The following is a 15,448-nucleotide window of genomic DNA, read 5'->3' as shown; positions in this document are numbered from 1 at the left end:
TTCCGACTTCCGACTTCATACTTCATACTTACTTACGGTTTCCACCCTGCGATTAAATTTGGGTAAGAACTTGGTGTGGGGAAAAGATTTTTCAAACCTGTTTGACGTAGTTGCGGTGCTTCTTTGGTCATGTTCCACAAACTTTCGTAGAAAAAGAAAGAGACACCAGCAAAATTGCGATCGCGTACTTGTTGAACTTGTTGAGCAATTCGTGTCATCGGTACATGTTTGGCTTTCAATCCTGTCATAATCCCGATACTTACAGGGATGTGATTTTTAGCAGCTTTGACTTCTGGATACTGTAATTCACTCTTAAAGACATTGGGATCATCTCGATACACTTGGATCACTAAGTCTTCCACAATTCCCATTCTTTCCCATTTTTCCCAGTCTGCCAGAAAGAATTCGTAGGAGAAGCGTTGAGGATTAGGTGCTACGGAAACAATACAATTCTTTTTCGTGGCTTTGATCGCAGTAAACACCCGTTTCATATAATTAGTAATTTTGTTTGCTCGCCACCTCACCCATTCTGGATCTTTAGAGTTGCTCGGAGGTGCTTTGCCACCGTGTTCTTTTTTGTATAATGCGACTGTATAAGCGTCGTATCCTAACTCCGATGGCAAGCCAAAATGATCATCAAATTGGATACCATCAATATCGTAATTTCTAACTATTTCTACTATTAAATTTTGGATGAATTGTTGCACTTCCGGTCGAAAGGGATTTAGCCAAACTCGGTCGTGAGTACCTTCTTTCCAAATTTTGCTACCATCTCTGCGACTAGTTAGCCATTGAGGACGACGTTTTGCTAATTGCGAGTCTGCGGGGGCCATAAAGCCAAATTCAAACCAGGGAATAACTTTTAAACCTTGTTGATGACCAACGTTGACTATTTCTTTAAGCATATCTCGTCCTTGCAGACCGGGTTCTGGATCTAGCGATCGCCCAATCACCGTTTGAGCCACTTTGCTAGGATACAGCGTCCAACCCCAGTTCCATACAGTCGGATAGACAACGTTAAAATTTAGCTGTTGAAGATTTTGCAATCCACTCTTGAGGCGATCGCTCTCAAACAGCACATTACTATCAATATTGGTTAACCACACTCCCCGTAACTCTGCTGTTTGCGAACGGGTAGGTAAATTTTGAGCTGGTAAGGGAAAAGATAACATCATCGTAGCAACCATAGACAAAGTTACCACCACAGCAAAAAAAGCTAAGTTGCGTTGACTACTTTGACGAGCATTCCACACAAACAATTTCTTACACGATTGAACAAACTTTTTCATCATTGACTGGATAGCAAATTTCACATAGGCTTCAACTAATGATCACCTATGACTGCGTAGATCACCAAGAAGTTGCTTGATCAGGAGGACAAGGGGAGGACACAGAGAATATTTTTCATCATTTTTCCCTATCGTCGAAATAAAAGACTCGATGACGGAGATCAAAGACTCATTAATGAGTATCAAAGACTCGACGACGGAGATCAAAGACTCGTTAATGAGTATCAAAGACTCGACGACGGAGATCAAAGACTCGATGACGGAGATCAAAGACTCGTTAATGAGTATCAAAGACTCGATGACGGAGATCAAAGACTCGACGACGAGGATAAAAGACTCATTAATGAGTATCAAAGACTCGACGACGGAGATCAAAGACTCGATGACGGAGATCAAAGACTCGACGACGAGGATAAAAGACTATTTATAAAGTAAATCTTAACTAGGGGAGGCAAAAAGCGGCGTGGATGTTCCTCCCGCTTTATTGCCGTTGCGTTGGCTTCAGCCTATAGCACTTCTCACTCGATTGCAATACAGTCGGAACCCCACCCTGGCTTTGCTGACGCAAAACCTCCCCTCCCCGCAAGCGGGGAGGGGATTAAGGGGTGGGGTTGGGGTACGTATTGGACACAACCGAGAACTGCTATAAATCATATCTTGCATCAACCCCATATCCCGCCAATAAATAAATTTATTGGCTAATAGCGAAAGTCAGATAAATCTGACTAGGACGGTGTTTGAGTCCGTTAAAACGGACTTATGCTATTAGCCTCATTCCTTAATTATGAGGCGGGATATGGGCTTGGTGCTTAATTAAGTATCACAGCAGATTCTTCCAAACTTGGTACTAATTTCACATCAAACTCTGACTCAAATACTCCTTTTTTATAATCCAAGCTCCAGAGTTCTAAAGAGCATTCATCATCAGGACGAGATGGGAAAATTCGTATTTTCAATTCTCGTTTATCTGGAATAAATTCACATTGTAATTTATGAATAGCTCCGATTTGTCGCCGATCCAGAGCAACAGCTAATCTGAGAATTGCACTCAACTGACTAACAATTTGTCGGTGTTCTTTATGCAACAAATTGCGAAAATTCTCATGTTTTTTCTTGGGCGGAGATTTGCGATGATAACGGGCAATATTGGCGATGATTTCCATCTCGGTTTCGGTATAACCCAGCAATTCACCATTGCGAATTAAGTAGTATGAATGTTTGTGATGAGAATCATGGTTGACAAAATGACCACAATTGTGCAGTATTGCCGCAGCCCACAGTAGCTGTCTCTGTTCGCTTCCCCAATTATGGAGTATGCCTTGAGTTTGGTCAAAGATACTCAGGGCAAAGACGGCAACGCGATCGCTATGTTCTAAGTTGACATGGTATTTCTTAGCAGTTTTAAGAACACTGCGCTCACGTACCGAACTTTGATAGCGTAGGCGGTCTTCAATTAAGCCGTGGGCGAGCATCCAGTCTACAATCACGCCTTCACGGAGGGCGCGTTCACAAACTGCGATCGCCTCTAGCCCTAACAAATTCATTGCTTCCTGTAATATTACTGCCCCTGCCAGTATCACTTCTGACCGTTTCTCTGGCATTCCAGGAATAGTCGCCCGTTCGACGTTAGTCATTTTCCGCAAGCGATTTACCCACTCCCGCAAGTCTTTAAGGCTAAACTGATAACCATTCAGCGTAGAGGGAACAAAACCCAATTTTTCACGGGCGTTGATCATCGCCAGAGTTTCAATCGTACCGGATGTTCCTACTAAGCGGGGTTGTTCACCATATTTTAGATTTGCCAGTACCTCTTCTATAGAACGTTCTAACATTCCCCGTGCATAGGCTTGTAGGTACTGAAACTCAGCATTACTAATAGGATCACTGTTAATTAATTCATTTGTCAGGCGAACTGCGCCAATTTTGGTACTGGTGAGAGTTCGCGCTTGGTGAGTGTCACCCAAAATAAGTTCTGTGGAACCGCCACCAATATCAACAATCATGTGGGGTTGGTTATTAAATTCCATCCCCGACAGTACACCTAGGTAGATCCTCCGTGCTTCTTCTGGGCCGGAAATCAAATCAATGCTCAAACCCAACTCAACTTCTACCTTTTGTAGAAACTCTTTACCATTGGGTGCTTCTCGGACGGCGCTAGTAGCGACAGCAATGATTGTTTCGGCGTTGAGAGTTTTAGCAACTTCTTGGAAACGTCGCAAGCAAGCGATCGCCCTTTCAATCACTTCTGCTTTTAAGCATCCTGTGACTAGATCGCGATCGCCCAATCTCACGGTTTCCTTTTCTCTACCAATAATGCTGAATGCTGGTAGTGTTGTTTCAATCCGCACAATCACCATGTGCAGAGAATTGGTTCCCAAATCAATCGCAGCGATGATTCGCTGTTGCTTGTCTGTTTGAGTTAGTGTACTCCCCCAGCTAGCAGAAACCAAATTGACCATTTATTGTTCTCTCAGTAAATGAAGTAAAAAAAGGCAAAAGCTGACTTGCGGACGATAACAAAGTTTGTCTGTTCACAATATAGATTGTCAAATTGACTCTGTTTTTGACTGTGCCTGAGTTTTTGACTCTCTCTGTGAGGTCAAGCAAAGTGACTACTTATTTTGAGTAAAAGTTGCCACTTTTGCTGTTGCTTCTATAAATATCAAAAAAAGTTATTCTATATATGTGAAGATGTGTGAATTAATTAGGGAAAGAGGATCAGGGAAAGGGGATTGGGCATAAATATCAGTTAACAGTTAACTGATAAGTCTCCCTTGTCCCCGATCCCCATTACCCCTTATCCCCTCCAGGGGACTCCTACCTTCCCCAATCCCCAATCCCCAATCCCTTATCTCCTATGCTCAGTACGCCAGAACGTAACCAGGAACCTACTTGGCTTGTGATTATCCGATTATTACGGTGGCACAAACCGGAAGGGCGTTTAATTCTGATGATTCCTGCTTTATGGGCTGTATTTTTGGCAGCTGCTGGTAAACCGCCTCTACCATTGGTTGGCGTGATCATTTTAGGAACGCTAGCTACAAGCGCTGCTGGCTGTGTTGTCAATGATTTATGGGATAGAGATATAGATCCAGAAGTGGAAAGAACGCGCGATCGCCCCCTTGCATCCCGTGTGCTTTCTGTAAAAGTTGGTATTGCGATTGTGATCGTGGCTTTAGGATGTGCTGCGGTTCTTGCTTTCTATCTTAACCCCATCTCTTTTTGGTTATCTGTGGCAGCAGTTCCAGTAATTTTGCTATATCCAGCCGCAAAACGAGTGTTTCCTGTTCCCCAGTTAGTGCTGTCAATTGCTTGGGGTTTTGCGGTGTTGATTAGCTGGAGTGCAGTCACACAAAATATTTCTCAACCGACTTGGCTACTTTGGGGCGCGACTGTATTTTGGACACTGGGATTTGATACTGTTTATGCCATGAGCGATCGCTCTGATGACAAGCGTATTGGTGTAAACTCCAGTGCTTTATTTTTTGGTGATTATGCAGCGATCGCCATTGTAATTTTCTTTGCTGGTACTATATTTTGTCTTGCTTGGTTAGGAATAGCTATTCATCTTCACCTAGCTTTTTGGTTTAGTCTTGTAGTTGCTACTGCTAGTTGGATTTGGCAGTCTGTTCGCTTAAATCAACAAGATTTACCTAATTCTGCATATGGTGAAATGTTCCGACAAAATGTTTGGATTGGTTTCATCTTACTGGCTGGTATGATTTTGGGTAGCTTTTAGGAGAGAGTGAGGAATGTTGCAATCACGTGACTTTGAGGTAATTGCACAAATGTCTGCGAGGATGCAGTCTATTGCATTAAAGCTGACTGTAACAACTGGCGCAGAGATTGAGCATATATATGATTTGGAAAGATAGTTAAAAAATCATCCAAATCACGAATGGCTTCATGGATACACTGCAAAGAAGCACCCTGAGATAAAGCATATCGATATATTTGCTCTGCTGTGGGAGTATAATCAACAGCCAGATAGTAAAGGGCTAAGTTAAACGTATTGTGCCAGTCTTGAGAATCTTGTTTATAATTCTCTTTGGCAAGTTGAACCGCATTAGCAAGGTCTGAACGTGCTTCGTCTGGTTGTTTCAGGGCTTGGTAAGCTAAAGCTCGAACATACAAACACCAATCATTATTAGATTCCAACTTCATAGCATTGTTAAAATCTGCAAGAGCATCTTTGTATCTTTTGAGCATTAAGTAAACTTCGCCCCTAGTTACCAACACCCAAGCGTAATTAGGGTTAAGTTGAATCGCACAGTCAAAATCTTTGAGTGCTTGTTTATAGCGCTGCATCAAGCGATAAGTTTCACCCCGTCCTGTTAACGCCCAAGCATTACCAGGATTAAGTTTAATCGCACGGTCAAAGTCTTTGAGGGCTTGTTTGTAACTTTGCATTAATTGATAAGTTTGACCTCGACTTGCCAACACCCAATCCAAGTTAGAGTTAATTTTAATTGCACAGTTAAAGTCTTGGAGTGCTTCGTCGTAGCGCTGCATTGAGTGATAAATTTGACCCCGACTTGCGATCGCCCACTCAAAATTAGGTTTAAGTGCGATCGCACGGTCAAAGTCTTGGAGTGCGTCGTCATAACGCTGCATTAAGCGATAAGTTTCACCCCGAATTGCTAATGCTTCAATAAAATTGGGGTCAAGTTCAATAGCGCGATCAAAATCCTGGAGAGCATCTTCATAGCGCTGCATGGAGTGATAAATTTGACCCCGACGCACCAGTGTAAAAATGTGGTTGGGATTAATTTTAAGAGTACGACCAAAGTCCAGGAGAGCTTTTTTATGGTTATGAATAATATGACTAACAAGCATTACTGCTTTGCAACTTTAGTATAAATTTTTAGTGCTTTTCTTTACTTTAGCGATTTGCCATCATGAGGGAGCATCACAATTCAAAAATACCTGACACTTCACACTCCCCACTACTATCCCCAACTAAGCTAGGATCTAATGTATGACCAGAATGCCAATAGTTGCCAAATAGTTGCCAATGAATGGATCAAAGCGATCGCCTAAATCATCTTTGCCTAGTTTTGAGCAAGATGACGATGTACTTTTGGAAAATACAGACCACGAACCTACAGACAAGACTCATAACCATGGACAATCACCTCATCCTCACGTTCACAGTGAAGAGTCTTTGCGAAGATTAGTAAACCGACTGTCGCGCATAGAAGGACATATTCGCGGGATTAAAACTATGGTACAGCAAAATAGCCCTTGTCCTGATGTGTTATTGCAAATCGCCGCAGTTAGAGGTGCGCTGGATAAAGTAGCACGAATAGTTTTGGATGAACACTTAACTGAGTGTATTGCTAGAGCCGCAGAAGAAGGCAATATTGATGTAGAAATTGAACAACTCAAAGCTGCTTTAGATCGGTTTTTACCTTGAGAGATCGGGGATTGGGGAAGGTAGGGTTTTCCCAATCCCCAATTAACCATCTATTTGCCTAACTACTGTTAGTGCTGAATAACTCACACCTGCTGTACCTTCGCCGGGATGGGTGGAGTCACCAACTAACCAGAGATGATCTATGGGTGTACGATTGGCAAATCCAAAGGGGCCGAATGTCGGTATCCTTTGACCAATACCACCAACAATACCGCGATCGCGTGCTGTGTAATAAGCAAAAGTACGGGGAGTGGCGGCTTCTATATGAATGATAGTTTCTGGTTTTAAGTAAAAGTATTGTGCCAGATGAGCGATCGCATCTTCAGTGAATTTTTGTTTTAATCCTTCGTAATCATCTGTATTCCACCAAATTTGGGGATCTACAAACGAAGAAGCAATAATTGTAGCTTGACCTGTAGTAGCACGACCATCACCAGGATGACTTACAGATACAAATAGGGAATTATTTTCGCCAATCGGACCATTGGCATCATACATAAATTGTAAGTGGGGTGGACAATTAAGGGGAATAGCACTTGCATCCACGCCTAGATACACCACAAATGCACCTGATGCAGGAGGCAATTTTTCTACACGTTTTTTATACCCAGATGGAGCTTTTTCACCCAGCAATTTTACTAAATTTTGGACTGTCACATTCGCCACTATATGATCAGCCGATTCTGTCCAAGTTTCCCCAGTTTTTTGGTTGCAAATCACTACAGCCTTAGCTTTACCTTGGGCTATTTTAATGTGTTCAACGGTGTGGCGCATTAATAATTGACCACCATCTCTTTCTAAAGCAGAAACTAAGCGATCGCTCAACACCTGCATACTACCTTCAAGATGAAACAATCCTTGTGGTTCCTGAGATACACTCAAAGCCGTTGCTGCGTAAAGTAATGCTGTTTCCTCTGCATCTACCTGAGAATATAGCTTCAGTTGCAAATCCAGAAATGTCCGCAAGCGGTGATCATCTGCCAATTTATAAGCACGTAACGCATCCCCAACCGTAAATAACGTATAAGGTACTGTAATTAAAGTACCAGGACGGACTGCTTTCGTTAGCTGCAACAAATCCCAAAAGTTACGCGGTGGAAGTACTGGATCACGCCCTTGAAATTTCCAACTAGCTTTAAATAATGCTGCGATTAACTGCCAAAAAGGTTCACTACCAGGAAACTGGCGCTGGCGTTCTTCTTGCCATTTTTGAGGATCGCGCCAAACATTTATAGGTGTATTTTCTCCAGGTAAAAACACCGCGCAAGCAGGATCACAAGGTATTGCTGGCGGGAGATCAAGATCTAACTCTGAGAAAATCCGATGATGAATTCCTCCAGGTTCCAAACCCGCAACTTGAGTTGCACCCACATCAAAGGTAAAGCCTTTGCGTTTAAATGTAGAAGCACAACCACCAGGCACTAAAGCTTGATCTAAGATGAGGACACTATAACCTCGACGTGCGAGTAAAGCCCCAGCAGTGAGTCCGCCAATTCCTGCACCAATGACGATGACACGGGATTTGATTTTGCCAACACGATGACTTGGCATTGATGTTACAAAATTATACTTATGTTTCTTAATTATACTTTACAAACATAAGTCCACAATTCTTTGTACCAGACGCGTAATTTTGCGTCTCTACGTAAGATAGAGGTAATCGCTCACCTACAACAACCCATGACCTCAACCCTGCTAACATTTCCTCGTTTAAATGCCCCCACATTACATCATTTGTCTAATGGTTTAACAATCATCGCAGAGCAAATGCCGATAGATGTGGTGAACCTGAATTTGTGGATTAAGGTTGGTTCAGCCATAGAAACAGATGCAATTAACGGCATGGCTCACTTTTTAGAGCATATGATATTTAAGGGAACTGAGCGACTCATAAGTGGTGAATTTGAACGTAGAATTGAAGAGCGGGGTGCTGTTACCAATGCTGCCACTAGCCAGGATTATACTCATTACTATATAACTACTGCTCCCCAAGATTTTGCCGCTCTGGCACCTCTGCAAATAGATGTAGTCACTAACGCAAGTATCCCTGATGATGCCTTTGAACGAGAAAGATTGGTAGTCTTAGAAGAAATTAGGCGTTCCGAAGATAATCCTCGTCGTCGCACCTTTAGGAGAGCGATGGAACTAGCTTTTGCACAACTACCCTATCGGCGACCAGTATTGGGGCCAGAAGCAGTAATCTCTCAACTCAAAGCCCAACAAATGCGAGATTTTCACACTACTTGGTATCAACCCCAGTCAATCACTGCTGTAGCTGTGGGTAATTTACCAGTAGAAGAATTAATTGCAACCATTGCAGAAGGCTTTACAAAAACTAATAATCAACAATTAACTACCAACAAACAACTATCAACATTTGCTCCCGAAGCACCATTTACTGAAATTATCCGAAACGAATTTAGCGATCAAAGCTTGCAGCAAGCACGAATAGTGATGGTTTGGCGAGTTCCAGGGTTAGATAAACTTGATGAAACTTACGCTTTGGATGTTTTAGCAGCAATTTTAGGACATGGACGTACATCAAGATTAGTCCGAGATTTACGCGAAGAACAGGGACTGGCTTCTCACATTTCTGTGAGTAACATGAGTCATAAGTTGCAGGGGACATTTTATATTTCCGCCCACTGTCCAGTCGAAAATGTCAAGTTAGTAGAACAAGCGATCGCCCAACACATCAGAACCCTACAAACCGAGTTAGTGCAAGAATCAGAAGTTAACCGCATACACAAACGAGTAGCCAATAAATTTATTTTTAGCAACGAGACACCGAGCGCTCGCGCACGTTTATATGGTTATTATCAAACACTAATAGGTGATTTAGAGCCAGCTTTTGACTATCCCAGCCATATCCAAGCCCAGGATGCAACAAACTTAATCCAAGCTGCCCAAAAGTATCTTAACCCCGATGCGTACGGTGTAGTAATAATGAAACCAATTTAGTAATTATCCGAACTTGATCTTATCAGTTATCAGTTATTCAAGAGATAATGTTAACTGTTAACTGTTAACTGAATCATGTGGACTGATATCGACGCTAATATTACTCAAATCACTGGTGAAAAATTCCATTCTGCACAACGACGTTCTGTTAGTGGCGGGTGCATAAATCAAGGTTATGCCATATCTGATGGCAAGCTTACCTATTTTGTGAAGCTGAATCAAGCATCCCAAGTTTCCATGTTTGAAGCGGAAGCGCTGGGTTTGGAACAAATGTATAACACAGGTACTATTCGCGTTCCCAAACCAATTTGTTATGGAATAGCAGGTAATTCTTGTTACTTGGTTTTAGAGTGGTTGGATATGGGTTCAGGTAATACCAAAACCTGGGAAGAGATGGGGCGTAAGTTAGCGGCGATGCACAAAGTCACGAGTCGGAACGGTTTTGGCTGGGATACAAATAATACGATTGGTTCTACACCTCAAATTAATACTTGGACATCGAACTGGGTAGAATTTTTTGGTAAGCATCGCCTGGGTTATCAGTTTCAATTAGCAAGGCGAGGGGGTGGTAGATTTCCGCAAGCAGAAGAGTTACTTACATCTATTCCTGAAATATTAGTAGATTATCATCCGCAACCTTCTTTGGTACATGGTGATTTGTGGGGGGGTAATGCTGGATTTACTGTAACTGGAGAACCAGTGATTTTTGATCCAGCAACTTATTTTGGAGATAGAGAAGTAGACATCGCCATGACTGAAGTTTTTGGGGGTTTTCCGGCGGCGTTTTATCAGGGCTATGATCAGGTGTTTCCCCTGGAACCAGGATATGAACGACGGAAAATTTTGTATAATTTGTATCACATTGTCAATCATTTTAATTTGTTTGGTGGTGGATATGAGTCCCAAGCTAACAGCATGATTGCACGGTTGCAAAGATAATTATTAGACCTGTTGCAAAAATATTTTTACCCCACCCTAACCCTAAGCGTGAACGGGGGGATTGAGGGGGGTTCATTCGACTTTTGCAAGAGGTCTATTGAAACACTAAGACACTAAGACACCAAGAAATTTTCATTTTCTAGATTTCTGCTTTGAAAATATACCGCTAAGGATTAAAACGGGAAGTTTCTTGTTTGAAGCAAGAAATTTGCTGTTTTAGATGAGAAGTTTGCTGTTTCAGGTGAGAAGTTTGCTGTTTTAGATGAGAAATTTTCTGTTTGAAGCAAGAAGTTTCCTGTTTTAGGTGAGAAGTTTGCTGTTTCAGGTGAGAAATTTTCTGTTTGAAGCGAGAAGTTTCCTACTTCAAGTCAGAAGTTTCCTGTTTCAAGTGAGACATTTGGAGTTTGAAGAGCGATCGCGCAAAAAAAGAACCGAGTGTCTTTAGTTCTAACCAGTGAAATTGTCATATTATCTTATGTGTATCAAAGTTTAAGGATTGCTGTGTTCTTCACCACGATCTCTATAGGTACTAGTGATGAAACTGCTTTGTTCCCTATTTCCTCTCACCACCTTATGCTTATGCACTGTAAGCAGCCTTGCATCTATCAACACTGCAACAGCGCAAATCATACCAGATAACAGTCTGGGTGCGGAAAGTTCTGTTGTTAGTCCTAATGTTGTTGATGGGGTTGATCGCATTGATGGTGGTGCAACTCGCGGCTCAAACTTGTTTCACAGCTTTCAGGAATTTAATATTGATGCAGGTAGAGGAGCTTATTTTTCTAATCCTGCTAATATCATTAATATTCTTACTAGAGTCACAGGTGGTAATCCCTCGAATATCCTCGGTAGGCTTGGTGTTTTAGGTAATGCGAATCTCTTCTTAATTAACCCGAAAGGGATTTTTTTTGGCCCAGGTGCAAGTCTGGATTTGCGTGGTGGCTCGTTTTTTGGCAGTACGGCAGATAGTATTTTATTTGACAACAATTTTGAATTTAGTGCGAGTAATCCCCAGCCAGTACCCCAATTAACCATTAATATTCCTATAGGTTTGCGATTTCGGGAAAATCCTGGCAGTATTAACAGTAACGCCAATCTGGACGTACAATCTGGCAAATTTTTCGCTTTAGTAGGTGGTGACGTTAGCTTCAACGATGGGATATTAACAGTACCAGGGGTGCGAGTTGAGTTAGGGGGATTAGCACAAGCTGGAACAATTGGGATAAATCCTGATGGTAGCTTGAGTTTTCCCAATGGCATAACTAGAGGCGATGTCAGACTCAGTAATGGAGTTCGCGTTGGTGCTATCGGACAAGGAGGTAGTATCGCAGTTAATGCGCGAAATCTAGATATTTCTGCTGGAGGGGGACTATTTGCTGTGATTCCATCAAATGCTAATCCTAATGCTCAGGCTGGTGATATCGTCATTAATGCTACAGATAAGGTCAGAATTGAGGGAGATTCTAACTCTCAAAGCAATATCCTTAATGGTTCACTAGCAGATACTGGCATTGCGGGAGATGTAGTTATCAACACCAGTATTTTGGAAGGTACTGGTAATTTTTCAATTGGTTCTGCTACCTCTGGACAAGGAAATGCCGGGAATGTAACGATTACGGCTACAGATAAAGTATCCTTGCAGGGATTGACAGGATTCAATGGTGGAATTAATAGCCTCACAGGAGATTCAGCGACAGGAAACGCTGGTAATATTGTCATCAACACGCGATCGCTTTCTGTATCAGATTCTGTTGTTCTGGGTACTTCCACCCTTGGGCAAGGAAATGGAGGTAATATCGAGATCAATGCTTCTGATTCTGTCTCGTTAAGCGGTAGTAACTCATTTTTTACCGCTATTGCTTCGTCCTCTGGAAATGCAGGCAATATTATTATCAATACACCATCGTTTTCTATATCTAACGATGCTGGAATCAATACCTCTACATCTGGACAAGGAAGTGCAGGCAATATTATTATTAACGCTGCGAATTCTGTCTCAGTAAATAGCGCTTCATCTTTGCTAGCATCTACTTTTTCTGATGGCAATGCGGGTAACATCATCATTAACGCTCCCAATGCAACTGTCTCCTTTGATGGCGTAGGAACATCAGCAAACACATCTATTAATGGTGAATCAAATATTTCTGGAGTTGATGTTGTCGGTACTGGCCAAGGTGGTGATATTGAGATTAAGGCGCGATCGCTCTCTGTGACTAATGGTGCGATCTTGTCTACTGTCACTTCTGGATTTACAGGAGAGAATGGGCTACCTAATGCTGGAAATATCGAAGTCAATGCTTCTGATTTTGTAAATATAGATAATGCTGTGTTAGCTTCTCGCTCCTTTGGAGAAGGTAATGCAGGTGACATCAATATTACAGGGGGATCACTTTCTGTCACCAATGGAGGTCAATTACTTGCCGAAACCTTCAACAAAGGAAATGCTGGTAACATCACAATTAATGCTCCCAGTGGTACAGTCTTTTTTGATGGCACAGATAACGAAGGATTCGCTAGTTCAGCTTTCACTACCGTACGTTCAGGAGCTGTGGGCAAAGGTGGAGACATTAGCATTAACGCTAGATCACTTTCATTAACTAATGGGGGTCAACTGAATACCTTTGTTAATGGAGCTTCCGATACAGAAGTCGGTGGTATCGGTAATGCGGGAAATGTCAAGCTCAATATAAGTGATACAACGCAAATAATAGGGAAAAGTAATATACCTCAATCTAACGACATCTTTGCCAGAAGTGGGATCAACAGCGATGTGGAAAGCGGAGCAACAGGTAACGCTGGTAACATCGAAATTACCACAGGTTCACTTTTCATAGCTGCTGGAAGCCAACTAAGTTCCAGCACCTTTGGAAAAGGTAATGCAGGTAATATCATAATTAATGCCCCTACTGGTACTGTCTCTTTTGACGGCACAGATAACCAAGGATTCCCCAGTGGTCTCTTCAGCACTGTGGAAGCAGGAGGAGAGGGTAAAGGTGGAGATATCACCATTACTGCTAGGTCACTTTCACTTACGAATGGAGGTGGTTTAAGAACCTTTGTTCGTGGAAATTCTGATACACAACCCGGTGGAATTGGCGATGCTGGCAATGTGAAGCTCAATATCACTGATACAATTAATATCGCAGGAATCAGTGATACACCTAACTTTACTGGCAACTTCAACGGCAGTGGAATCTTCAGTGAAGTTAGAGATGGGGCTATCGGAAATGCAGGAAATATTGAAATTGCTACAGGCTCACTGTTTGTCACTAATGGTGGAGAAATTATTTCCAGCACTTCGGGTCAGGGAAATGCTGGCTATATCAAAATTAATGCCAATTCCTTTTTGCTCGATGCTGCTCAACTAAATACCAACAGTGATATCGAGAATCGTCAGGCAGGTAATATAGATATCACAACTACTAAGGATATTCGACTAAATAATGGTGCATTGATTAGCGCCGAAACCAAAGGTGGTCAAGGCAATATTTTCCTCAGATCTCGTGATTTAATCTTGCGTCGCAACAGCAATATCACCACTAACGCCACAGGTACAGCCACAGGTGGGAATATAAATATTGATACTGGTAATTTAGTTGCTCTGGAAAATAGCGACATCAGCGCCAATTCTCAAGAAAGCTTTGGTGGAAAGGTATTTATCAGGGCTGATGCCATTTTTGGTACTCAGTTTCGAGACCAACCCACCCCAGAAAGCGACATCACAGCCACAGGTGCAAGTCCTGAGTTTAGTGGTACAGTTCAAATTGATACCGCAGATGTTGACCCCAGTCAGGGATTAGTGGAATTACCAGAAAATCTTGCAGATGTGAGTAATCAAATTGCTCAAAATCCTTGTCAAAAAGGTACTGGTAGCTCATTTACAATCACAGGACGAGGCGGTTTTCCCTCTAGTCCTGATGATGGCTTTAGCAATAACGAGACTCGTGTGGATTTAGTAGAACCTGTCGCTAGTAACAGTACCCAAGCTGCAACAACCAACCAATCGGTAAAAGTAACTAATACTAATAAACCGATTATTCCAGCCCAAGGATGGATATTTAACAGCAAAGGTGAAGTAGTGTTAACAGCCTATGATCCCACAGCGACTAGCACTGCTCAACGGAGTTCTAAATCAACTGCTGCTTGTCCTGCATTTTAAGCAATCCTGTTTGGGGAGCATCGCAAATGTTCAAATCCGCCTGCGATTGAAATCGCAGCATCGCAAATGTTCAAATCCGCTGTTTGAAGCGAGAAGTTTCTTGTTTGAAGTAGGAAATTTGGAGTATGAAGAGCGATGCGCCAAAAAAAGCACCTCAATATTTAGTTCTGACCAGCGAAATTGTCATATTATCTTATATGGTTATCATGTGTATCAAATTTTAAAGCTTGCTGTCTTCTTCTCCATAATTTCTATAAGACATTACTGATGAAACTGCTTCGTTACCTATCTCCTGTCACCACCTTATCTTTATCTACCGTAATCAGTCTTGCATCTATTACCACTGCAACAGCGCAAATCGTACCAGATAGCAGTTTGGGTGCTGAAAGTTCTGTTGTGAATCCAGATGTAATTAAAGGTATACCGAGCGATCGCATTGATGGTGGTGCAGTTCGCGGCTCAAGTTTGTTACATAGTTTTCAAGAATTTAATATTGGTGAAGGTAGAGGAGCCTATTTTTCTAATCCGGCTAATATCATCAATATTTTCACCAGAGTCACAGGCGGTAATCCCTCGAATATTCTTGGTAAACTGGGTGTTTTAGGTAACGCAAATTTATTTTTACTCAACCTGACGGGGCGACAAAAGTAGCTATGATGCAGACAGAATAAGCCTCATAGCCCT

Annotated in this window: 10 protein-coding genes and 1 pseudogene; 7 read left to right on the top strand and 4 right to left on the bottom strand. The window is 42.1% G+C overall.

Annotation, left to right across the window (positions count from 1 at the left end; all coding sequences use genetic code 11):
* Positions 1–32 precede the first annotated feature (32 nt).
* Positions 33–1,289, bottom strand: a complete 1,257-nt coding sequence (locus tag AC5JMK_RS05975) for a glycoside hydrolase family 10-like protein (protein WP_495909667.1) — start codon at positions 1,287–1,289, stop codon at positions 33–35.
* A gap of 72 nt (positions 1,290–1,361) precedes the next feature.
* Here AC5JMK_RS05975 and AC5JMK_RS05970 point away from each other — a divergent pair, with 72 nt between their 5' ends.
* Positions 1,362–1,724, top strand: a complete 363-nt coding sequence (locus AC5JMK_RS05970; RefSeq protein ID WP_495909646.1) for a hypothetical protein — start codon at positions 1,362–1,364, stop codon at positions 1,722–1,724.
* Positions 1,725–2,098: 374 nt separating this feature from the next.
* On the opposite strand, the gene AC5JMK_RS05965 is transcribed toward AC5JMK_RS05970, so the two are convergent.
* Complete coding sequence (locus AC5JMK_RS05965; protein WP_096672763.1) at positions 2,099–3,748, bottom strand: Ppx/GppA phosphatase family protein; 1,650 nt, start codon at positions 3,746–3,748, stop codon at positions 2,099–2,101.
* A gap of 398 nt (positions 3,749–4,146) precedes the next feature.
* On the opposite strand from AC5JMK_RS05965, the gene AC5JMK_RS05960 reads away from it, so the two are divergent.
* Positions 4,147–5,028: a 4-hydroxybenzoate solanesyltransferase gene (locus AC5JMK_RS05960; protein ID WP_096672761.1), complete on the top strand. Its 882-nt coding sequence runs from the start codon at positions 4,147–4,149 to the stop codon at positions 5,026–5,028.
* Between the two features lie 68 nt (positions 5,029–5,096).
* On the opposite strand, the gene AC5JMK_RS05955 is transcribed toward AC5JMK_RS05960, so the two are convergent.
* Positions 5,097–6,125, bottom strand: coding sequence for a tetratricopeptide repeat protein (locus tag AC5JMK_RS05955; protein WP_096672759.1), 1,029 nt, complete (start codon positions 6,123–6,125; stop codon positions 5,097–5,099).
* Between the two features lie 178 nt (positions 6,126–6,303).
* On the opposite strand from AC5JMK_RS05955, the gene AC5JMK_RS05950 reads away from it, so the two are divergent.
* Positions 6,304–6,705, top strand: coding sequence for a metal-sensing transcriptional repressor (locus AC5JMK_RS05950; protein WP_096672757.1), 402 nt, complete (start codon positions 6,304–6,306; stop codon positions 6,703–6,705).
* 42 nt (positions 6,706–6,747) lie between these two features.
* Here the strand turns inward: AC5JMK_RS05950 and crtD are convergent, their stop codons facing one another.
* Positions 6,748–8,256, bottom strand: coding sequence for a C-3',4' desaturase CrtD (gene crtD / locus AC5JMK_RS05945; RefSeq protein ID WP_096672755.1), 1,509 nt, complete (start codon positions 8,254–8,256; stop codon positions 6,748–6,750).
* Positions 8,257–8,385: 129 nt separating this feature from the next.
* Here crtD and AC5JMK_RS05940 point away from each other — a divergent pair, with 129 nt between their 5' ends.
* The 4 genes and pseudogenes from AC5JMK_RS05940 to AC5JMK_RS05925 all read left to right on the top strand — a co-directional run.
* Positions 8,386–9,666 (top strand): M16 family metallopeptidase, encoded by a 1,281-nt coding sequence (locus AC5JMK_RS05940; RefSeq protein ID WP_495909666.1) that lies wholly within the window; start codon positions 8,386–8,388, stop codon positions 9,664–9,666.
* A gap of 75 nt (positions 9,667–9,741) precedes the next feature.
* Entirely contained in the window at positions 9,742–10,605 is an 864-nt protein-coding gene (locus AC5JMK_RS05935; protein ID WP_495909645.1) for a fructosamine kinase family protein, read from the top strand.
* A 535-nt stretch (positions 10,606–11,140) separates the two neighbouring features.
* The gene (locus AC5JMK_RS05930) at positions 11,141–14,764 is read left to right on the top strand and encodes a two-partner secretion domain-containing protein (protein ID WP_495909644.1); all 3,624 of its coding nucleotides are present in this window, start codon (positions 11,141–11,143) and stop codon (positions 14,762–14,764) included.
* 267 nt (positions 14,765–15,031) lie between these two features.
* Positions 15,032–15,403 (top strand): annotated as a pseudogene (locus AC5JMK_RS05925) (two-partner secretion domain-containing protein); the annotation flags it as partial.
* Positions 15,404–15,448: the final 45 nt, after the last annotated feature.

The sequence above is a fragment of the Pelatocladus sp. genome, from assembly GCF_059505505.1.
Note: the sequence above shows the minus strand (reverse complement) of the source record. Positions and strands in the feature narration are given on the sequence as shown.